This window comes from Siphonobacter sp. BAB-5405 (genome assembly GCF_002872335.1).
Taxonomy (GTDB): Bacteria; Bacteroidota; Bacteroidia; order Cytophagales; family Spirosomataceae; genus Siphonobacter.
On the sequence record NZ_NJAG01000019.1, the window covers coordinates 70,234 to 88,995 of the forward strand.

The following is an 18,762-nucleotide window of genomic DNA, read 5'->3' on the forward strand; positions in this document are numbered from 1 at the left end:
TAATTGCTCACTAACGATTATTGATACACGCCGACTACTTTCTTACCACTTAATGGTAATGGGAAAACCGGGAGTACGTACTTGCGACACCATGTATCCCATCCCTATTAACTTCCTTTGAACAGGACCGCTCAGATTGTATACGATCAGTTCAAATTTTTCGGCCTCAGCCGCTTCCGAGATTTTCCCAATAATCACGTCGTACTCCTTCTGATCGAAAGCATCTTTGCTGGCCTTTGTAGTGGCCTTCTGTGCTTTCTGTCTTGCTTCGTTTGCTGTCATTGGATTGATGTTTAAAAGTGAAAAATGGGCGGGTTTGAGTAGGGACATATTACACGTTTGTAGTACGTACCGCCCTCCGTGCTTCGGAAATCAAGCTGTGGCTCTTAGAGGAATTGCACCTATGTTTCCTTTTGATCGTCGATACGTCGAATCCAAAGTCGGCTTGCTAACTAGCCGAAGGAGCCTGATAATGGAAAAAGAAACACTCCCTATCAGCAGGGCTAAAAGCGAGTGTGTAACTACTCTGAATATTTGAAGCGGGGCCAGCCGCCACCGGCCACCGCTTCAGCAACCCTCCGCCAAGGATTGCTATTTTTTACGAGGCTTACGAGGCCGCTTCGGCTTCTGCTCGGGTTCCTCTTCATCGAGGGGGTCGGGATCTTCTGTGGCCGACTCTTGCTCCCCAGTCTCCCCTTCATCCGGATTCTCCTCGTTCACATCCTCGTGATCAATATCCTCGACCACCCCTGAATCGTCTTTCGGCTGATCACCGGAGCCTAGCAGGAACGGACCTTTCGAGTCATCATCGATGGGCTCGTTTTGCATCCGCTGCTGTTCTTCATAGGCCCGTTGTTCTTCGATGGAAAGCTGCATATCCTTACCCGACAGCCGCTCCGTTTTTATGACCTCACCCGTTTCCTCATCCACCCACTCCCAAATGCCCAGTAACAGGTTTTTACGCTTGCGGGCGTAAATCTTACGATGTTCCCACCCATCCTTAATTTGCCGCGACAGGATATTCATATTCGCCGCAAGCCCGTCGATTTTCGACTTATACTGGCTCCCGCTGGCTTTCTTTTCCTCTTCCAGTTCCGATTTTTCGACCGTCTTTTCAGCGAGCGAAATGGCCAAGTTGTTCTTTTCTTCCTGGGAGTAGAAATACTTGATTTCTACGTATTCCTTGAGTTCAGACATGGTGACAAGATTTGATATGTTCGTAAATCCAGATAAAAAACAAGTGGACGTAAGCGTAGGAGAACAAAGCAATGATCAGGTAGGTAGTGACATTCTCCCAATCCAAGCTTTTAAAGAATCCTTTACGCCTGCGGATGAATCGTTTAAGCGTTTTCATTTTCATAGAATTGGGGGAAGAGTTTGTCGAGTTCAGGAAGCTCAGGATTGATCATGTAATGCAAAACCTGATCGGGGACGTGCTCGGCTAGATGCTTTGCCAAACGTTTCCAGGCCTCACCCCATTCGCGAACCCCTTCAATGGCTTTACGAATCTCCTCCATTTTGTCTGTTAGCCCCCAGGTATGGTATTCCGCATCGCTGTTTGAACTCAGGGCATCTTCTCCCCCTTCCAGCCCCTTTAGTTCATTCTCGGTTTTTCCTACTGCCCGTTCAATGGAGCGAATCGCCTCGATTACCTTATCAATTTTCCCGCATTGCCAGGTGATTGGATCGGGAACGTTAAAAAGCCTTTCGCTCATGGCGACACCCGTAGCGGCTTTGATATCGTCGATCTTCATTACTCCTCCCCTCCTTCGATATGCATGGCCGGAAGTTCCCGCAGGTACCATTCTGGAACGTCACCCGAAATGATTCCTAAATGCCCCTCTTCCGCGAAAGAGTCAAAGCCCGGGAAGTTCTTCGTATCGAGAATATCCTTGAGGGTTTGCAGGGCCATACGGTAGCGATAGTGTCCAGCGGCCAGTACCTCTTCCGGGTAGTAGACAACGATGGGCAGGTACGGCGGGCAGGTTTGCAGGGCGATACAGAAAACCCCAGTGAACTTCCGGCCCGTTACGTTCTGCATAACGTCCAGATACATTGCCTCAGCCATGGGGTAGTCGAACTTGGCGGCATCGTAGAGAAACTTCTTAACCGACTCAGCCGACGTGGTTTTCAGCGAAATCACTACGTTAGCCCCGATGTTCTCTTCCAGATTGAACGCATCCGGACGAACCTTCACCTGAATTCCTGTCTCGGGATCCGTCCCGTAAAAAGAGGTTTCGTACATGGCCCCTTTCATCAAAGCGGGAAGAATACCGCCGCCGTAGGTTTCGTAGTGGCGACGAATGAGGCGGGCCTTCAGAAAAGAATCGTTATCAACTGAAATTTTACCAGCCCGTTTCTTCAGCTCCTCGATGTACGCCTTCTTTCCGTCGATCTTTTTGGTAGAAAGGCCCATACGCTTCAATGACTTGCGAGCGTAAGAAACGAGCGGCTTACCCTTCGCTTTACCCACTTTGCGGGTTTGCTCTTCCCAGAACGTGATCATTTTGTCGCAACCCTCGATAGAACTCATCGAGGCTTTCGGCTCGACTACCAGCTGATCAAACTTATCTGGCTCCAGAAAGGCTTGATGAATGAAGGTGCCGAGGTCAAACGCCTTTTTCTCGGGCCGCGTCACGGGCTCATTAAGATAGCACCAGTAGTGTAGCGGCGTTTTCATCACCTGTTTCAGTGCCGAACTAGAGGTGGAGGGAGTAGCCAGGTACGTTTCCATCGGGTCAGCAATGGCCCGGCCATTCATGCAGAGGTTCGCCGGGTCCAGAACCAGCGGCTTTTTATTCGCAGTAGTTTTTAAGCCAATAATAAAATCGGTAAGGTCGGTAAACTCACCAGCCGCCATGCGGTACGGGTTGAGTTCCTTGTCAGACAGATCGGCCGTAGCCAGATTATTGAGGATATCGGAGAAATCAGGAGAAGCATTCATCAGAGTAGAAAATAAAGGCCCCGACTCAATCCAGCGGGCAAAGCCTGCCGAATGAGATAAATCCTCCATGATTGAGTCGGGACTGAATGGCTTAGTTATGAAGATGAACAATCAGCGGCTTGATTGACCAAATGTCAGAGAGGTTCGAATTCGTCTTATTACGACGTTTGCCGAGGTACTTAATTTCGAGCGGCGTTCCCTGTTTTACAAGGCCATTATTGATGGCGTTTTCCAAAGCGGCAACCAGACGCTTTGAACCATTGCGAACCTGTTTCGCACCATCGGCAGTGGGTTCAATAAAGTGTACACAGGGTAGCGGCAGGACATTACCGGGATTTTGCTGATCAGGCACGTAATCAACTTCCTGTTTAAGAAAAACTACCCGTTTGGTTTCACCCTCTTTTTCTGGCGTCCAGTATTCTGAACTCAAATCGAAAGGAAGGGCCGTATGGCCATCCAGATCAGGAACCTCACCACCGAGCAAATCAATGGCCGGAATGGACATTCCCAAGCTATTGCTCACCGGAGCCAGCCCCGTTTCGGTTTCAACCGTTTCTACTTCTGCGATACCATCGTTTACTGATTCAGTTTTCATCGTGTTATGTATTAATTGATTAAGAAAAAAAGCGAAAGAAGTTTTACCGAATTCGGCGTTTTTGCCGATGTACGTTTTTCAGAAATTCATCAAATCCGGGAGGATCGTTGGGCCGTTTTGGTACCGAAAACCAGAAGTAAAGCGATGCTCCTATAAGCCCTGCGATAGCTAAAATTTGAACTAGTTCCATCGGTGGAAGTCGTTGTGAGCTTGCAGGTTCTTCCAGTCGTTTTCAATGCCTTTGATAGCCTTAGCCACTTTATCTTCCAGATTGTTGTAGCAATTTTCCAACTGAGCTGAAGCACTTACGACCAGCTCGAACATATCCGAAGGGTCTTCGGTGGCATTTTGGGCGGTGACAAAGATTTTAATCCAGTCCACTTCGGTTTGCTGCGGATGATTTTCGTCAGTCAGGTACACGAAAATCGTTACGTCAGCCCGGCATAGTTTTTCATCGAGATCAGTAGAGAAGCCACCCACCTCAGCGGTAATTCCTTTTTCCTGCCAGTATTCCCGAAGTCCCTCAGCCCAAGCCTGGGGGGAAACCTGCAAACTATTCAGCAGTTTGGTTCTTACAGTAGAGTTCATACATTTGTGTATTAGTATTAATTGATTATTTTCCCGAAACCCGCTGGCTCCTGGTAAGCGGGTTTTTTATTGGCTCACCACCACGGAGGTAGGCTTGTAATTGCTCCAGCGTATAGCGAATCGCACCGCCGTTCTGTATCCCCTCTAGCTCCCCACTTTTACGAAGCGTATTGATGGCTCTTGCGTTGGGCTTACCATCATGGGTAAAAAAACGCAGGTATTCCGCCGCCTCTTCTGCCGTGAAGACTTTTTGCTGAGGGCTATCAGGAAATGTTGATTTGTACTCCCTGATTGCTTCATGGGCCGCCAGCTTGAGCATATCCTGTAACTCATGCGGCTGTAGGACAATGATCTGCGTGTTCATACATTCAGGCGTTAAGAATGGAATCAATTCGCTGTTGGTGAGCCATTTCCGCTTTGCGGTGACGATCCACCAACACTTCAATACTATCAAGCAACCGTTGTTCCTGTTTCAGCGACATCGGCTTACTGCCCCCCAAGACAGAATTGATGTAAGCGGGCGAAGTGGACATTATTTCCGCTAGCTTATTCTGGCCGCCGCAACTCTCTACCTTCAATTTCAGAGCAGTAAGACTTTTCTGATCCATGATTTTCGTTACTTTAGCAGTTAATTAAACCGTTCATCTATTTGTTAATTCAAAGGTTGGAATTTATTTCCAAATCGCAAAGCATTTAAGGAAATTATTTCCAATTTTTTTCCCCGAATTATGAATCCATTCGAAAAAACAGGCAAGAGAATTGAAGAGGCACGATTAAAAATGGGTCTTAATAAAGTCCAGTTTTCAACGGTATCCGGCATAGATAACTCACTACTAGGCAAATACGAAAGAGGGGCAAAAGAACCGTCTAAGAATGATTTGAAGAAAATAGCGGCTGTCACTGGCCTGCCGATGGCTCATTTCCTTGAAGAATCGGAAATAAATTCCAATAACGGAATCTCTCATGCTACGCCTACCCAGGTTGCTGCTCAGTTCGGTCCAGGCTACGTGCCCTATTATGATATTGAAGCGACGATGGGGAAAGTTGAGATGTTCGAAGATTTTCCGGAGGTACCCACAGGCTACATCTATGCTCCAGAGTTCACCGGCTGCAAAGCATTGCGGGCCTGGGGAGATAGCATGTACACCCGCATCATGCCAGGTGCCGTGCTCTTTCTATATTATATGGAAAGTAAAAAGTACATCGACTACGGGCAGATCTATCTGATCGTAGCAGATGGGCTACGGATGGTGAAGTATATTCAGAAGAACGATAATAACGAACTGGTTACTTTGGTATCTGAAAACAAAACCTACCCTCCTTTCGAGATTGAGAAAAAAGACATTCAGCATCTTTTTCTTGTGAAAGGCTACTGGAACCAGCTCACAAACTAGCATCAATAAAATTGGACATTATTTCCATATTAGAAATAATGTCCAAAAATTCCGCCTCTATGATAAGACTATTTACCTTACTTACGTGTATTGTTCTTTTTAGCTTCAGAGGTCCTGAGCCAGAAAAAGGATCTAATACGATTTCAGTAGCAACCTCCTTATCCGAGGAGGATAATTATAAAGCAGCCGGCAGGTACCTACAGGGACACGGCTACGAGCTTGCCAAAACGGAGAAAGATTTCGGCATCATCGAAACGAAGGGTAAGCAGATCAAAACCGGATCGTTCCCCTACTTCCTTTCCATCCATGTTACAGTCGTAAAAAATGTGGTTCAGTTCGTGGGATACGGCTGGGGTAGTGATCCACGTATGGCCGGTAAGGTAAGCAAGAGCAAACGAGCCCCAGAATTTTTTGAAGCATTGAACCAGGCGGCAACAGAGTTTAGCCAGGCGGCTCAGGGAGAAGTGTCTTATTCGACGAAGTAAAGTAAAGAGGGCATTTTTTAGGAATGTTTCTGCAATGTTACAATAAGCCCTTACATATGCCTATATAAAGTTCTAATTATTAATGGTTTACAGATCAGGTTGCCTTTCCACTCTGCAAAAAGTGCCGTTATTTTGTTGCATTGAACCTAAATCTATCGGCTTGAAATCCATTTACGTTATTCGTCTGATTGCCTTTTGGGCCCTGCTGACTAGCTGCGTTCATTCCGCTTTTTCCCAGAACTGTCCGGCTCCCGCCTTTCAGCCTTCCACGCAAAATGGAGTTATCAACTGGCAGCAATTCCCGGATTTCACCTTGCCTTTCACGCTGATTTATAGTGGACCGCGGTTAAACGATACCCAACAAACGCCCCTGCGTAAGGGGTTTACGCACCTGGCGGCTTTTACCGGAGCGGACGGCAATCTGCCCAGGGCCAATCGGGCTTTGTTGTGGTACGGAACCGCTACGGGGATTGGGCAACCCTGGGATGTACTCGAATCGCCCTGGGCCAATGACCTCAACCGATACCGCGATAAATGGGCCACCGAGATGCGAGCCTTTGCCAATTTGTTTAACGACTCGCGGGGGAAAGCTTTTCCGGAAGCAGACATTCTCATGGCTGATATTGAGCGGCATTACAATACGAATGATAGTATACTGAGTCTTAAACGTCGCAAGCTGGTTCCGCCTCCGTATAGTCAACTCAACGATGCGGCCTTTCTGACGCGGTACCAACGAGATATGCAGAATTTGTACGCGGCTCCCCTGAACTACCTCCGGGAAAATGGCCTCAGTACTTCGACGAAACTTACCGCCTACGCCGATACGCCCATCCGAAATACGTTTCTGAATATTGACGGAAATAGCTGGCAGGACTGGACCAGCAACGTCGAACGCATCCATTACCTGACCAAAGACACGTTGACCAATACGGTGGGTGGGTGGTTCTATAACCGGCAGGATTTCCTGCTGCCGTCAGCGTACTACCTCTACGAGTATCCGAATCCGTACGCGGGAAATTATCTGGCGTATCTGCTTTTTCAGGTGGAAGCCAATAAAGCCTGGTCTTCGAAAGACATTATCCCCATTGTCTGGTTACGCTACACGGGGAACTGGATCAACCAGCCCATCCGTCCGTGGATGGCCGAAGCTACCGCTATTTTTCCGTTTTTTGCCGGGGCAAAAGGCTTATGGCTTTGGGAAAGTCCGGGTAACTCAGGCGTAAATGAAAACCTGGCGAATTACGAATATTTCGTTCAGGGCCTGTACCGCATTTCCCAGTTCAAGGATTTTTTCACGGGCGGAATGGCCTACACCCCCAAATCCGCCCGCGATCACTTTGCGGATCAGGACCCCATCTGGCGGGGTATCATTAAAAACAATCAGATCCTGATTGCGGCTCACAATCCCTACGCGGCAGAAAATGAGCCCACTACGATTACGGCAGAGGTTGGCAACTGGAAACAAACGCTCACCTTACGCGGTCGGGAAACGCTCCTGTGTACGTATGATCTGCCCGAATCGGCATTGAGTCTGCTGGATTTTAAACCCACTCCCAATCCGGCTTCAAACCAACTTACGCTCGATATTTTCTCCTCCCAGAATCGCAGCGTCCGCGTACAACTGGTGGCCTTGTCGGGTCAAACCGTACACGAGCAGTCGGTCAGCCTTGGGAGTGGTTCCACTACCCTATCACTTTCTGTACAAAATCTGGCTCCTGGCATGTATTTAGTACGGCTCTGGGATGGAACGCATTCCGTTAGCAAGCGGATTATCGTCCGTTAATTTCCGAGGAATCGTCAGCGGAACGCTGTCACTTCTCGATTTTTCATACGCTTTCATCTACCTTCTATTGCCATGAATCGCCTTGTCCACGAAAGTTCTCCCTACCTCCGCCAGCACGCCCATAACCCCGTCGATTGGTATCCCTGGGGGGAAGACGCCCTGCGAAAAGCCCGTGAAGAAGATAAACCCATCCTGGTCTCGATTGGCTACTCGGCCTGCCACTGGTGCCACGTCATGGAGCGGGAATCCTTCGAGCAGGAGAGCGTAGCCCGGCTTATGAACGAACATTTTGTTTGTATCAAAGTAGACCGGGAGGAACGCCCGGACGTGGACGCCATTTACATGGACGCAGTACAGGCCATGGGGATTCGGGGCGGCTGGCCGCTCAATGTGTTTCTCATGCCGGACGCCAAGCCTTTTTACGGCGGAACGTACTTTCCGGCCCGTAACTGGATGAGCATCTGCCAGCAAATTGGGGAAGCATTCCAGACGCAGCGTCAAGCTCTCCAGGATTCAGCGGAAGGATTTACCAAGAACATGCATTATTCGGAAACGGAAAAATACGGACTGCCCGTACCCACAGGTCTGCCCGTTGACTTCACCCCGGAAGAACTCAAAACAACGTATACCAAACTGGCCGCTTCCTTTGACGTCGAACGCGGCGGTACAAAGGGAGCCCCCAAGTTTCCGATGCCCGTCATCTGGCTATTTGCCCTCCGGTATTTCCAGCAGACGTACGAACCGGAAACCATACAAGCCGTACGCCATACGCTCGATCGCATGGCCCTGGGCGGCATTTACGATCAGATTGGCGGCGGATTTGCCCGGTACTCCACGGATGGCGAATGGTTTCTGCCCCACTTCGAGAAAATGTTATACGACAACGCCCAGCTCATGAGCCTGTATTCGGAAGCCTGGCTGGCGACGAAGGAGCCGTTGTACAAACGGGTCGTGTACCAAACCGTCGAGTGGCTTCAGCGGGAAATGACTCATCCCGAGGGTGGTTTCTATTCGGCACTGGATGCGGACAGCGAAGGAGAAGAAGGCAAGTTTTATACCTGGACGAAAACGGAGATTCTGGAAATTCTGGGGCCGGTCTGGGGTGAACTGGTATGTGACTATTTTCAGGTGACCGGAGAAGGCAACTACCACGAAGAGTCGAGTGGACACGCTACGGGCAAGAATATTCTCTTTCCCCAGCGTACGCTCGAATCCTTTGAGCAGAAGCACGAATTGATTTCCGGACAAATGGATGGACTTTTCGAGAAGTTACAGCAGATTCGTGATTCCCGTATTCACCCAGGACTTGATGATAAGATTCTGACTTCCTGGAATGGTTTGATGCTGAAAGGACTCGTCGATGCGTACCGGACCTTTGGCAAAGGGGAATTTCTGGCTCTGGCTTTACAGAATGCTCAGTTCATCAAAGATCGTCTGCTGCAGGACGGACAGCTTTTTCATTCCTACAAAGAAGGTCAGGCCCGCATTCCGGGTTTTCTGGAAGATTACGCCGCCGTAGCGGATGCCTTTACCCATTTATACCAGGCCACCTTTGATGAAAGCTGGTTACGACTAGCCGAACAACTGGCTGATTATGCCATTTCGCATTTCTGGGACGAAGCCGACGGTCTGTTTTTCTTTACCGATCGTACCGTTTCAGATGCGTTGATTGCTCGTAAGAAGGAGTTGTTCGACAACGTCATTCCTTCCTCCAACAGTATCATGGCGACGGCTTTGTACACGCTCAGTCTGCTGCTCGATCGGCCCGATTTTGGCGAGCGTTCCCATCAAATGCTGCAAAAAGTTAAGGGCCTGTTAGCGAGTAATCCGGAGTTTTTACCCCATTGGGCCAGTCTGGCGAGTTATCACAGTACCCCCACCGTTGAAATTGCGATTGTGGGTCCATTGGCACAGGAATACCGTCGGCAACTGGAATCGAAATACTTACCCAACAAGGTGCTTACGGGGGCTGAACAATCCGGTACCCTCCCACTGTTACTGCACCGCGATTCGACGGAGGGTCGAACCATGGTGTATGTCTGTTACAACCGAGCCTGTCAGCTTCCCGTGGATTCGGTAGCGGCGGCCTGGGAGCTGGTGGGATAGCTGCTGGTTTTTAGTTGATAGAAACGAAAAGGTAGTAAAGACTTGATGGGATAGGTCTTTACTACCTTTTTACAGGCAGCTTAGGTACTTTGAAGCCTTTCTCTAGGTGCCCAGCGGATTTTTGTCGGGTTGGGATTCGCCGTCACTTTCCGTGTCGGCGTTGATTTTTTCGGCGATTAATTCTTTTTCTTCCGAGTTGGCTTCCAGTTCGTTTTGCTCCTGCTCCTGTTCGGCTTTCGGATTATAGGTCAATTTTATAAACATCGGGAAGTGATCCGAGCCAATACCGGGCAACCGCTGGAGCTGTAGCAGTTTAAAGTCCGAGGAACAGAACACGTGATCGAGCGGAAAACGCAGAAAAGGAATCTTGGCGTGAAACGTACTGTAAAATCCCCTGCCCCGCCGGGGGTCTAGCAAGCCACTGGTTTTTAAGAACAGATCCGTCGTATAGCTCCAGGCCACGTCGTTCATATCCCCCGCCACAATCACTGGAATAGCCGATTGCTTGGCTTCCCGTCCTACCATCAGTATTTCCTTGTCCCGTTCGGTTGATCGTGGGTTTTCCTGCGGTACAGGCGGAGTCGGGTGCAGACAATACAGCTGAATGGGCTCGTCGGAACGCAACCAGACTTTGGCGTGAATGGACGGGATGTCCTCTTCCACCAGAAACTTCACCGACGCATCCGTCAGTTTCAACCGCGAGTACAGCAACATACCGTACGTGTTGTCAATCGGCTTGAGCACCCGGTGCGGGTAGGATTCGTGCAAGGGCCGCATTTGTTCGGCCCACCACTGGTCCGTTTCAGCCAGCAATACAATATCGGGCTCCATCTGATCAATCAAACGCAGTAGTTTTTCCGATACTCGATTGTACTGATAGACATTCGAAATCAGCAGACTGAGGCTACGGTCGGGCTGGGTATCCCGCTGACTTAGCAACTGCTTCCGGGCCAGGAATGTATACGGAAAGAGTTGATAAAAGAGATAAATCAGATTCAGGCCCAGTATGCCCAGGGTAATCCAGGTCAGGGGCTGTGAAGTTTCCCCCCAGAAGGCCCAAAGCACAATGAAGAGTAAATTCAGCACAAATTTCTGGCTGCGGGGATACTCGAAAACGCGAAAAGTCCAATGATCGCTTCGAATCAGGGGGATTAGCGAAAAAAGAACAATTACGTAAGAACCAATGGTTAAGGCAATTGACATATACTTAGAAAATACGAGCACGGCAGTTTGCTCTTGGGGTTAATCGTTCTTCTTTAAAAAAGTTTAAAAATTCGTTAGATAACTCTTTCTATGTCAGAGCAGAGTTGTATTTTACCCATGTTTTAGTTACTCTTCACGCTACCTCATTTACCTCAGTCTTTATGAAAAACTCCCGGCGTACCTTTCTTCGCACCATGGGCGGCTCGGCGGCGGCACTCTCGATGGCCTCCTGGATGCCCCTTAAGGCTCTAGGCTCGGCTTTCTCCCCGAATGATACGATTCAGGTCGGACTCATCGGAGCCGGCATCATTGGTCACTTTGACGTGGACACCATTCTTCAAGTGCCCGGCGTAGAGCTGGTAGCCGCTTGCGACTTGTACGATCCCCGCCTGGTACGAGCCAAGGAAAAATGGGGTAACCACCTATATACGACTCGTGACTACCGCGAGATTTTAGCCCGTCCGGATATCGACGCCGTCATTGTAGCCGTTCCTGACCACTGGCACGATCACATTTCCATCGCTGCTCTGGAGGCTGGCAAGCACGTCTATTGCGAAAAACCGATGGTTCATCACATCGAGGAAGGTGCTGCCGTAATCGCCGCCCAGAAAAAATCGGGAAAGGTATTTCAGGTGGGCAGTCAGGCTGCCAGTTCGGTAGGTGTGCTCGAGGCTCAAAAGTACATAAAAGACGGAGCTTTAGGAGAAATTTCTTTTGTAGAAGCCACCAATGACCGTGTGGACGCTCTGGGAGCCTGGCAATATACCATTCCTTTTGACCTGGACCCGAAACAGGTGGACTGGGACCGTTACCTGGGGGATGCTCCGAAACGGCCTTTTGAGGCCCATCGCTTTTTCCGCTGGCGAAACTATAAGGAATACGGCACAGGTGTGGCGGGCGATTTATTCGTACACCTGCTCACCACGCTGCACACCATTACGGGCTCGACAGGACCCAACCGAATTTTTGCTTTGGGTGATTTAAATTACTGGAAAGATGGCCGCGACGCCTACGATCTGGTAACAGGCGTGATGGATTACCCGAAAACGGATCAGCATCCCTCCTTTCAGTTTTTCACACGAGTAAATCTGGCCGACGGCGGGGGTGGTTCCCACCGCAGCCGGATTGTAGGAACGGAAGGTTCGCTGGAATTAAATGGAGATGGTTTTGTGCTGCGTCGCTTCAAACGCCCGCAAGCACCGCCTTTCAGTCTGAACTACGACGCCCTGATCACCTACCCCAAGGCGATGCAGGAAGCCTTCTTGAAGGAATACGACGCTAAGTACCCCAAGGATAAGTTTAGTCGTGGAGTCGAAAAACAAACCGATATTGTCTTCAACGCTCCCGAGAAGTACAACGCCCGGCTGTCTCACATGGAAGTCTTCGTGAAAGCCATTCGGGAAAATAAACCGGCCCTGGTTAAAGAAGATGCGACGTTTGGCTTGCGGGCGGCGGCTCCATCACTGGCCTGTAATTTGTCGGTAGAAAAGAAAAAGCCCATTGCCTGGGATCCTGATCAAATGAAAATTGTTGGATAAACCGAAAAGCCACTCCTTTGGGCGTGGCTTTTCTTTGTTATTATGAAAGATCGAATATTAGTCCTGGTTCGGCACGGTCAATCCGAATGGAACCTTGAAAATAGATTTACCGGGGAAGTAGACGTGGAGCTTACCACGCATGGTCGGGACGAAGCCCGCCTCACGGCGTTAAAACTCAAAACCATTTCTTTTCAGGTCGCCTTCACTTCAGCCTTGAAGCGAGCTCAGGAAACACTGGCTATTATCCTCGAAGATATTCAGCAAACGTCCATTCCCGTGCATCAATCGGCTGCATTGAACGAACGTAACTACGGGGATTTGCAGGGACTCAACAAAGCCGAAACTGCCGAAAAATACGGTATCGAACAGGTAGCCTTATGGCGAAGAAGTTACGACGTAGCCCCGCCCGGCGGCGAAAGTCTGAAAATGACGCAGGAGCGGGTGCTACCTTACTACCAGCAAAAAATTGTACCCTGTTTGCAGCAGGGGCAGAATGTGCTGATCGTGGCTCACGGCAATAGCCTTCGGTCGTTGGTGATGGATCTCGAACACTTAAGCGAGCAGGCCATCTCGCAGGTAGACATCCCGACGGGAGCCCCCCGCTTCTACCATTTCGATGAACACATGCAACTGCTCAAGGCCGATTACCTGACCGAATCGCACTAAGCCGTCACGGTACTTAATACTTTGTTGAGAAGGGCTTTGAGGTCTTTCTCAACAAAGGGCTTATTCAGAAAATCGTTCATTCCCAGCTTGTGGTACCGTTCCTGTTCTTCCGCCGTAATCTGGGCGGTGAAACCGATAATGGGAACTGAGGATTTTTTATTATCCCCGTGCGTACGGATTTGCCGCGTTAATTCGACCCCGTCCATGACCGGCATCTGAATGTCTGTAATGACCAGATCAAAGGGATGGGCATCGAACATCTCGTACGCAATCTGTCCGTTTGTAGCCTGTTGGAAGGTTACGTTTTTCTTCTTCAAAATGGTACCAAGCAGTAACAGATTCATCTTGTTGTCATCCACAATGAGTACCTGTTTTTCCTGCAACAATTCATGAATTTCCCGTTCTATACTGGAGCTATGCGTATTCATTTCTGATTGGGTGGTTAATTCCATTGGAATGTCAACTGAAAAAGTGGACCCTACCCCTAACTCACTCGTTACTTTGATGGTACCCCCGGCTAATTCAACAATGCGTTTGCAAATCGCTAATCCCAGGCCTGTACCGACCGACCGTTCCACTTTTGAATCGTGTTCCAATTGCTGGAAATCATTGAAAATAATTCCTAAATTCTCTTTCGAAATGCCGATTCCTGTATCCTTTATTTGAAAACTCCAGAGTACCTGATTTCCCATAATCGGAGCCAGCGAAGAACTTAACGTTACTTTACCCCCCACAGGCGTAAATTTAATAGCATTGCTTAATAAATTCATCAATACCTGTTTCATTCGGAAACCATCGCCTAGCAAGGTTGCTTCCGCCTCATACTTTAGTTCGCTACGTAAGGTAATGTTTTTTTTATCAGCCTGTATACCAAGCATTGCCACCATTTCCTGACAAATCAGATAGGGTTGAAACGGTTTCTGACTCAGTTCAATCTTTCCACTTTCTAGTTTTGAAAAGTCCAGAATATCGTTGACCAGCGTCATTAATATGCCCGAAGATGAGCGAATGGCTTCCAGTTTAGGCTGTTGTTCTTTCGGTAAATCTGTCTTAACAATCTGTTCCGAAAATCCAATAATTGAATTCAGTGGCGTGCGGATTTCATGACTAATAGTAGCCAGAAAGTCGCCTTTCATTTTGGCGTACTTCGTTACCTGCCGGCTGTATTGTAATAAAGAAATTTCATTTCTGTACAATCGCCAGATCGTGTATAATATACTGCAGGTTAGAAAGAAAATGATGGCGATGCTGCCCTGAGAAAGGAGGTTTAACTCCTGCACATCGGTAAGAGTACCGGCTAGCAACTGCTTTCGCTGCAATTCTGCTTCTTCCGCTTCGCTCTGTTTTAGTCCGGTCAGTGACCCTTGTAGTTTTGAAAAAATCAGGCCGTTTAGCCGTAGTAATTCTTTTTCCGTTGCATTTAGCTCTTTTCGGTACGCCAGTAAATCCTTGTAATAATTATCCATTGCCCGCAGATTCGTTTCGTATAGGGCGGCAGTTTCCTCAAGCAGCGAATTTGATTTATTACGGGTCGAAGAAACCTGAATCTGGTTATTATACGAACTTTTATTACTGATTGCTTCCGCCAGGCGACCCCACAACTTTTTACGGGAACGTTGTTGCGTAACTTTTACTGAATCAACTTTAACAACTTGTTCTGAACGTCTGACTTTTACTTTAGGCTTAGGTACAACCATCGGTTGTCGTTCTTCGCGAATAGCAATTTCTTTCGTTGAAAGAATCAATAAACTATCGGTAAGTGTTTTAAGATACGAAAACTCTTTATTCTTATCTTTTTTCTGAGTTAGCAGCTGATTTACGTCTGTTGGTAATGTCCTTTCATTTTTCTGATTTTTAAATTCTTCCAGTATCTTCGACACCGTGGCAAGTTGCGATACAAACTGCCGGTGATAGACCGTATCCCCTGTAACCGTAAATAATCGACTATTATTTTCAGCGATGTACAGAATAGAGATACACGTATCTATTTTCTGATAGTTATTTTTGATATTACTCAGGCCCTCAATGTTGTGTTTAACTACGTTCGCTTTATTCTTACGCACCAGCACAATGAGGGCGAAAGTCGATAAGATAAGCAGTAGAAAAGCTAGCCAAAGAAAACGTTTACCAACGGTTGTTTTTGTATCTTTCTCCATCTCCTGTCAAACAAATACTACAAGCATAGTGATTTATACTCAAATATTTAATACTTAACTAGCGTTAAAAATCAACGTAACTCAAAAGTAGTAAGTTTTCAATCATGCTTTACTGCAAATAAAAAAAACAGCACTTTAAAAAGTGCTGTTTTCATAGAAAATTACTTTTAGCTTAACCTTTAATACGATCTTGATTTTCAGACAGAAAAGCAGCCCAACTTCCTTTTTTAGCCTGTTTTATACCTAGAGCTTTTTTACCCTTATTAGAGGCTAATGTGTTTTCGTGATAGTAATGACAAATCGCTACGCCCAGGGCATCCGTAGCATCGAGTCGCTCGCCTTCAAGCTTCATTTTCAGAATACTCTCCAGCATATACGATACCTGCTCTTTGGAAGCGTTTCCATTGCCTGTCACCGACTGTTTTACCGTTTTGGGTGAATACTCTACGATCGGTATCTGCCGGGCCAGAGCAGCGGCCATGGCGACCCCCTGAGCACGACCCAGCTTTAACATGGATTGTACGTTTTTACCAAAAAAAGGAGCTTCGAGGGCCATCTCATCCGGCGAAAATTCGTCGATGATGCCCGTGATCCGCTCAAAAATTTTACCCAGTTTTAACTCATGATTGTCGTACTTGGTGAGATTAATAACGCCGTACTGCAATAGCGTAATGTTCCCCTTCTCCACTAAAATCAATCCGTAGCCCATGTACCTTGTGCCGGGGTCAACGCCTAAAATGATCTTTTCTGCCATAGCTTTGCAAAGGCTTTCCCAAAGAATATACGGAGCACTCTGCCCTTCGTATGCTTTTTGTCAGCCTTATTCCTATGCAAAATAACGTCAATTACGCGGCTTTTCGCCGATTTTTTCTCTTTCTGCTGCGGTGGGTACTACCAATAGTGATTATCTGGCTGGTGATCCGTACGCTTCAGCAAAAACAACAGGATCTGGGTAGCGTGTGGGAAGCCATTCAGGGGGCTTTTACCGGGCAAAATGGCTGGTGGCTGGGCCTGACCATACTCCTCACGGCGTTGAACTGGTCGATTGAAGCCTGGAAGTGGCAGGTACTCGCCCGAAAACTGGAATCCCTCAGTTTTTATACCGCATTGCGGGGCGTACTGGCTGGACAGTCCCTGGGTTTTATTTCGCAGGCCAATGTGGGCGACCTGACTGGTAAAATGGGATTCTTACAGGCGAAAAACCGCCTTAATAGTATTGGAGCTTTTCTGCTCGGTAGTACGCTGCAGTTTCTGGTGACGTTATTCGCGGGTACGCTGGCCTATACTTATTTCCTGTACCGCATGCCCGAACGTCCCGGGGTGGGGCACTTCATTGCTCTGGGCTTGCTCTGGTTAACGACGTTGTTAACCGTCTATGTGCTTTCGTTAAAACACAAGGCGGCCCCTACCCTTGAACGCATCTCCTGGCTGGCGTCCTCGGCCCGGTTTTTCCGCGTACTGGAGACGTATTCTTCCGGTGACGTTCGCTTTCTGGTTTTTTTGGCTTCCTTCCGTTTTCTAACGTATAGCATCCAGTTTCTGCTCGTGCTGTATGGCTTTGGCGTATCGCTTCCGGTGCTCGATCAGCTCACGGTGGTTTGGCTGTTGTTTCTGACCAAGAGTGTGATTCCGGCTTTCAGTTTCCTGAGCGACCTGGGTATCCGAACGTTTAGTACGCTTTATTTTTTCAGCTTCTACCGCGTTGATCCGGCCCTGGTAACCTCAGCCTCACTCACGATCTGGCTACTGAATATCCTGTTGCCCGTTTTAGTCGGCATTGTATTTGTAGCTCAACTTCGGTATTTAAAAAATCAACCGGCATGAGTATCGTATGGATCGGCTTGCTGCTGTTTGGCCCCGTGTTATGGTTTGTGTTCAATGCCTTTCTGCTGAATGGCTGGTGGAAAATGCCCGTATACGTACCGCTGCACGCCAATCAGCAACTCACCATCAGTGTATTGATTCCGGTTCGCAACGAAGCCGAAAACATCATCGCTTTACTGGAGGATTTGGATCGGCAAAGCTATCCCGCTGATCGCTACGAAGTCATCGTCGCCGATGATCATTCTACGGATCGTACAGCCGAATTGGTACGGGCGTTTCAGTCGAAAGCCCGCTACGCTCTTACGTTGTTAACCCTAACGGAAGAAAACCATTCTTCGCCCAAGAAAAGGGCCATTTCACAGGCCATCCAACAGGCGAAACACGCGTGGATTGTCACAACGGATGGCGACTGCCGCGTAGGTCCGCAGTGGCTACAGATCCTGGCTTCGTACCAGCAAACGACCCAGGCCCAATTGATTTCGGGACCGGTCACGTTTCACGACGAAGGTTCGCTCAGGAGTCGAATTCAAATTGTTGAGTTTGCCAGTCTGGTCGGATCCGCGGCGGTTGCCATGTTCTGGAAGAAACCCAATATGTGTAACGGAGCCAATTTATCGTACGCCCGTTCGGCCTTTCTGGCGGTCGATGGATTCCAGGGAAACGAAAACCTGGCCTCGGGTGACGATGAATTTCTGATGCATAAAATGGCCGCCCGTTTTCCCGGCGAAGTCCATTTCCTGAAAAACTCGCTGGCACTGGTTCATACCGGAGCCCACCAGAGTTTCCGTTCGTTTTACCACCAGCGTCGCCGCTGGGCCAGTAAGTGGAGACATTATACCGACTGGAAAGTATCCGCCCTGGCGATTTTCGTTTTTATGGCCAATGCCAGTACCATCGTTGGCCTGGGAGCCTACCTCGCGGGCACTATCTCGGGCTTTGTATTGGCTAGTATCCTAGGTTTGAAGTTCTCACTTGAATTTCTGTTTCTGGCGGGCGTACTCCACTTTCTCAGACAGTCAAAAAGCATTGCGTATATTCCGTTCGTACAATTGATTTACCCGTTTTACGTTTGCTTTTTTGGATTGTTGGCTCAGGGTAAAGGGTACCAGTGGAAGGGGCGGAAGTTACAGTAATCAGGGTCTGGTAATTTGTACAAAATTGCCTTTCATTCGTTTTCCGGCTATTTCGTAAGCTACTATGGCCTGATACGTACTCTTCCAAGTAACACACGTGTTACACGTTCGTTTATCGAATATCAGTTCAATTGTTAACGTATCCACGGGTGTTACAACATGTATCTGATTTTCAAGCTTGTCTGAAATACTGGCGATTCCGTTGTCGCCAAAACGTACGGAGTCCAGTCCAGGTCCAGGTAGTTGCGTTTTACCTAACACGTAACTTTGGGCTATTTCTTCCGGCGTATAGTTCTGTAGTTGAATTTGTAAATAAGATACGCAAAGCTCTTTCGTGCAACAGGCGG

19 protein-coding genes are annotated in these 18,762 nt (G+C 48.3%); 8 read left to right on the forward strand and 11 right to left on the reverse strand.

Features of this window, described 5'->3' with window-relative positions; genetic code table 11:
* Positions 1–42 precede the first annotated feature (42 nt).
* The 8 genes from BWI97_RS15885 to BWI97_RS15920 form a co-directional block, all read right to left on the reverse strand.
* A complete protein-coding gene (locus BWI97_RS15885) occupies positions 43–330 on the reverse strand; it encodes a hypothetical protein (protein WP_146010959.1) in 288 nt (95 codons plus the stop codon).
* 261 nt (positions 331–591) lie between these two features.
* On the reverse strand, positions 592–1,197 hold the full coding sequence (locus BWI97_RS15890; RefSeq protein ID WP_102201743.1) for a hypothetical protein: 606 nt from the start codon (positions 1,195–1,197) through the stop codon (positions 592–594).
* A gap of 143 nt (positions 1,198–1,340) precedes the next feature.
* Complete coding sequence (locus BWI97_RS15895; RefSeq protein WP_102201745.1) at positions 1,341–1,754, reverse strand: hypothetical protein; 414 nt, start codon at positions 1,752–1,754, stop codon at positions 1,341–1,343.
* Positions 1,754–3,013, reverse strand: coding sequence for a PD-(D/E)XK nuclease-like domain-containing protein (locus BWI97_RS15900; RefSeq protein ID WP_102201746.1), 1,260 nt, complete (start codon positions 3,011–3,013; stop codon positions 1,754–1,756). Before BWI97_RS15900 ends, BWI97_RS15895 begins: the two co-directional genes overlap by 1 nt.
* A gap of 22 nt (positions 3,014–3,035) precedes the next feature.
* The gene (locus tag BWI97_RS15905; RefSeq protein ID WP_102201748.1) at positions 3,036–3,539 is read right to left on the reverse strand and encodes a hypothetical protein; all 504 of its coding nucleotides are present in this window, start codon (positions 3,537–3,539) and stop codon (positions 3,036–3,038) included.
* Positions 3,540–3,719: 180 nt separating this feature from the next.
* Positions 3,720–4,127, reverse strand: a complete 408-nt coding sequence (locus tag BWI97_RS15910; RefSeq protein ID WP_102201750.1) for a hypothetical protein — start codon at positions 4,125–4,127, stop codon at positions 3,720–3,722.
* A 25-nt stretch (positions 4,128–4,152) separates the two neighbouring features.
* Positions 4,153–4,491, reverse strand: a complete 339-nt coding sequence (locus tag BWI97_RS15915; RefSeq protein WP_102201752.1) for a helix-turn-helix domain-containing protein — start codon at positions 4,489–4,491, stop codon at positions 4,153–4,155.
* Positions 4,492–4,495: 4 nt separating this feature from the next.
* Positions 4,496–4,735 (reverse strand): hypothetical protein, encoded by a 240-nt coding sequence (locus BWI97_RS15920; RefSeq protein WP_094808346.1) that lies wholly within the window; start codon positions 4,733–4,735, stop codon positions 4,496–4,498.
* A 120-nt stretch (positions 4,736–4,855) separates the two neighbouring features.
* Here BWI97_RS15920 and BWI97_RS15925 point away from each other — a divergent pair, with 120 nt between their 5' ends.
* The 4 genes from BWI97_RS15925 (at position 4,856) to BWI97_RS15940 (ending at position 9,895) form a co-directional block, all read left to right on the forward strand.
* The gene (locus BWI97_RS15925) at positions 4,856–5,521 is read left to right on the forward strand and encodes an XRE family transcriptional regulator (protein ID WP_102201754.1); all 666 of its coding nucleotides are present in this window, start codon (positions 4,856–4,858) and stop codon (positions 5,519–5,521) included.
* Between the two features lie 38 nt (positions 5,522–5,559).
* Complete coding sequence (locus BWI97_RS15930; protein ID WP_158242771.1) at positions 5,560–6,006, forward strand: hypothetical protein; 447 nt, start codon at positions 5,560–5,562, stop codon at positions 6,004–6,006.
* 160 nt (positions 6,007–6,166) lie between these two features.
* Complete coding sequence (locus BWI97_RS15935; RefSeq protein ID WP_158242772.1) at positions 6,167–7,789, forward strand: T9SS type A sorting domain-containing protein; 1,623 nt, start codon at positions 6,167–6,169, stop codon at positions 7,787–7,789.
* Between the two features lie 72 nt (positions 7,790–7,861).
* Positions 7,862–9,895 (forward strand): thioredoxin domain-containing protein, encoded by a 2,034-nt coding sequence (locus BWI97_RS15940; RefSeq protein ID WP_102201760.1) that lies wholly within the window; start codon positions 7,862–7,864, stop codon positions 9,893–9,895.
* Between the two features lie 102 nt (positions 9,896–9,997).
* On the opposite strand, the gene BWI97_RS15945 is transcribed toward BWI97_RS15940, so the two are convergent.
* Complete coding sequence (locus BWI97_RS15945; RefSeq protein ID WP_102201762.1) at positions 9,998–11,098, reverse strand: endonuclease/exonuclease/phosphatase family protein; 1,101 nt, start codon at positions 11,096–11,098, stop codon at positions 9,998–10,000.
* A gap of 161 nt (positions 11,099–11,259) precedes the next feature.
* Between BWI97_RS15945 and BWI97_RS15950 the strand changes: the two genes are divergently transcribed.
* Together BWI97_RS15950 and BWI97_RS15955 are read left to right on the forward strand one after the other, a co-directional pair.
* Positions 11,260–12,636, forward strand: a complete 1,377-nt coding sequence (locus BWI97_RS15950) for a Gfo/Idh/MocA family protein (protein ID WP_102201764.1) — start codon at positions 11,260–11,262, stop codon at positions 12,634–12,636.
* A 42-nt stretch (positions 12,637–12,678) separates the two neighbouring features.
* Positions 12,679–13,302, forward strand: a complete 624-nt coding sequence (locus BWI97_RS15955; protein ID WP_094808353.1) for a 2,3-diphosphoglycerate-dependent phosphoglycerate mutase — start codon at positions 12,679–12,681, stop codon at positions 13,300–13,302.
* Here BWI97_RS15955 and BWI97_RS15960 read toward each other — a convergent pair.
* Positions 13,299–15,458 (reverse strand): response regulator, encoded by a 2,160-nt coding sequence (locus BWI97_RS15960; RefSeq protein WP_102201765.1) that lies wholly within the window; start codon positions 15,456–15,458, stop codon positions 13,299–13,301. The genes BWI97_RS15955 and BWI97_RS15960 overlap by 4 nt on opposite strands.
* A gap of 172 nt (positions 15,459–15,630) precedes the next feature.
* Positions 15,631–16,212 carry a crossover junction endodeoxyribonuclease RuvC gene (gene ruvC, locus BWI97_RS15965; RefSeq protein ID WP_102201767.1) on the reverse strand — a complete coding sequence of 194 codons (582 nt, stop codon included), beginning with the start codon at positions 16,210–16,212 and terminating at the stop codon, positions 15,631–15,633.
* Between the two features lie 74 nt (positions 16,213–16,286).
* On the opposite strand from ruvC, the gene BWI97_RS15970 reads away from it, so the two are divergent.
* Positions 16,287–17,282 (forward strand): lysylphosphatidylglycerol synthase domain-containing protein, encoded by a 996-nt coding sequence (locus tag BWI97_RS15970; RefSeq protein WP_102201769.1) that lies wholly within the window; start codon positions 16,287–16,289, stop codon positions 17,280–17,282.
* Positions 17,279–18,415 (forward strand): glycosyltransferase, encoded by a 1,137-nt coding sequence (locus BWI97_RS15975; RefSeq protein ID WP_102201771.1) that lies wholly within the window; start codon positions 17,279–17,281, stop codon positions 18,413–18,415. The genes BWI97_RS15970 and BWI97_RS15975 overlap by 4 nt, the downstream gene beginning before the upstream one ends.
* Positions 18,416–18,762 lie beyond the last annotated feature (347 nt).

What these genes read in the sequence shown, in the direction of transcription:
- BWI97_RS15910 (WP_102201750.1), bottom strand. Translation starts at nt 4,127, where the DNA reads ATGAACTCTACTGTAAGAACCAAACTGCTGAATAGTTTGCAGGTTTCC.
- BWI97_RS15920 (WP_094808346.1), bottom strand. Translation starts at nt 4,735, where the DNA reads ATGGATCAGAAAAGTCTTACTGCTCTGAAATTGAAGGTAGAGAGTTGC.
- BWI97_RS15945 (WP_102201762.1), bottom strand. Translation starts at nt 11,098, where the DNA reads ATGTCAATTGCCTTAACCATTGGTTCTTACGTAATTGTTCTTTTTTCG.
- BWI97_RS15955 (WP_094808353.1), top strand. Translation starts at nt 12,679, where the DNA reads ATGAAAGATCGAATATTAGTCCTGGTTCGGCACGGTCAATCCGAATGG.
- BWI97_RS15905 (WP_102201748.1), bottom strand. Translation starts at nt 3,539, where the DNA reads ATGAAAACTGAATCAGTAAACGATGGTATCGCAGAAGTAGAAACGGTT.
- BWI97_RS15930 (WP_158242771.1), top strand. Translation starts at nt 5,560, where the DNA reads ATGTCCAAAAATTCCGCCTCTATGATAAGACTATTTACCTTACTTACG.
- BWI97_RS15970 (WP_102201769.1), top strand. Translation starts at nt 16,287, where the DNA reads ATGCAAAATAACGTCAATTACGCGGCTTTTCGCCGATTTTTTCTCTTT.
- BWI97_RS15900 (WP_102201746.1), bottom strand. Translation starts at nt 3,013, where the DNA reads ATGGAGGATTTATCTCATTCGGCAGGCTTTGCCCGCTGGATTGAGTCG.
- BWI97_RS15925 (WP_102201754.1), top strand. Translation starts at nt 4,856, where the DNA reads ATGAATCCATTCGAAAAAACAGGCAAGAGAATTGAAGAGGCACGATTA.
- BWI97_RS15940 (WP_102201760.1), top strand. Translation starts at nt 7,862, where the DNA reads ATGAATCGCCTTGTCCACGAAAGTTCTCCCTACCTCCGCCAGCACGCC.
- BWI97_RS15895 (WP_102201745.1), bottom strand. Translation starts at nt 1,754, where the DNA reads ATGAAGATCGACGATATCAAAGCCGCTACGGGTGTCGCCATGAGCGAA.
- BWI97_RS15885 (WP_146010959.1), bottom strand. Translation starts at nt 330, where the DNA reads ATGTCCCTACTCAAACCCGCCCATTTTTCACTTTTAAACATCAATCCA.
- BWI97_RS15950 (WP_102201764.1), top strand. Translation starts at nt 11,260, where the DNA reads ATGAAAAACTCCCGGCGTACCTTTCTTCGCACCATGGGCGGCTCGGCG.
- BWI97_RS15915 (WP_102201752.1), bottom strand. Translation starts at nt 4,491, where the DNA reads ATGAACACGCAGATCATTGTCCTACAGCCGCATGAGTTACAGGATATG.
- BWI97_RS15975 (WP_102201771.1), top strand. Translation starts at nt 17,279, where the DNA reads ATGAGTATCGTATGGATCGGCTTGCTGCTGTTTGGCCCCGTGTTATGG.
- ruvC (WP_102201767.1), bottom strand. Translation starts at nt 16,212, where the DNA reads ATGGCAGAAAAGATCATTTTAGGCGTTGACCCCGGCACAAGGTACATG.
- BWI97_RS15890 (WP_102201743.1), bottom strand. Translation starts at nt 1,197, where the DNA reads ATGTCTGAACTCAAGGAATACGTAGAAATCAAGTATTTCTACTCCCAG.
- BWI97_RS15960 (WP_102201765.1), bottom strand. Translation starts at nt 15,458, where the DNA reads ATGGAGAAAGATACAAAAACAACCGTTGGTAAACGTTTTCTTTGGCTA.